This window comes from Dietzia sp. SYD-A1 (assembly GCF_015356725.1).
Lineage (GTDB): Bacteria > Actinomycetota > Actinomycetes > Mycobacteriales > Mycobacteriaceae > Dietzia.
The window spans coordinates 1-900 of sequence record NZ_JADDKI010000581.1 but is presented as its reverse complement, the minus strand read 5'-3'; the positions used below and the strand labels follow the sequence as shown (position 1 = coordinate 900).

At 70.7% G+C, this 900-nt stretch carries 1 protein-coding gene and 1 pseudogene; both read left to right on the top strand.

The features are described from left to right. Positions 1 to 195, top strand: a pseudogene (locus tag IY392_RS17250) (urease accessory protein); the annotation flags it as partial. Positions 196 to 219: 24 nt separating this feature from the next. Next, positions 220 to 855, top strand: a complete 636-nt coding sequence (ureG, locus tag IY392_RS17245; RefSeq protein ID WP_194861901.1) for an urease accessory protein UreG — start codon at positions 220 to 222, stop codon at positions 853 to 855. The last annotated feature ends 45 nt before the right edge of the window (positions 856 to 900 follow it).

Below are 900 nucleotides of genomic sequence, written 5' to 3'. Positions count from 1 at the left end.
GGCGCCGCGCTGCGACTCCGGTTGGCCGACCACCGCAGTGCCCAGGCGCTGGTCCGGGGGGCGGCGCCCGTGATCGAGGAGGTCGCCGACGCCGCCGTCGGCACCGTGCTGGAGGATCTGGGCGGGTTCGCGCCGATACTGGACCTGGCCAGCTGTCACCACGAGAACTCCGATGCCAGGCTCTTCGCCAGCTGAGGACACGATGGAAGGGGAACGCACATGACCGAGGGACGAGGCGTGCTGCGCATCGGGATCGGCGGGCCCGTGGGCTCGGGCAAGACCGCGCTGATCGAGGCTCTGGTGCCGCTGCTCATCGAGCGCGGTCGGGCGCCCGCGGTGATCACCAACGACATCTACACCCAGGAGGACGCGGAGCACGTCCGCCGCACGTTGGCCGGCGTCCTCGACCCCGCCAAGGTCGTGGGCGTGGAGACCGGGTCGTGCCCCCACACCGCGGTCCGCGACGACCCCACCATGAACCTGGCGGTGGGCGCCGAGATGCTCGAGGAGCACCCGGACGTCGACACCCTGATCTTCGAATCCGGCGGGGACAATCTCACCCTGACGTTCTCGCCCGCGCTGGTGGACCTGTTCCTCTTCGTCCTGGACACCGCCGAGGGCGAGAAGATGCCGCGGAAACGCGGACCCGGCATCACGGAGTGTGACCTTCTGGTGATCAACAAGATCGACATCGCCCAGTACGTGCGGTGCGACCTGGGGGTGATGAGCTCCGACGCCGACCGCGTGCGCTCCGGCAAGCCGGTCGTGCTGACCGACTGCCTCAGCGGCACCGGGGTCGACGAGGTGCTGGACTACTTCGAGTCGCGTCGCGCGGACCTGCTGCCGAGCGCGTGACCGGACCGGTGTCCCGGGCCGACCGGCTGGCGCGCGCGGCCGACC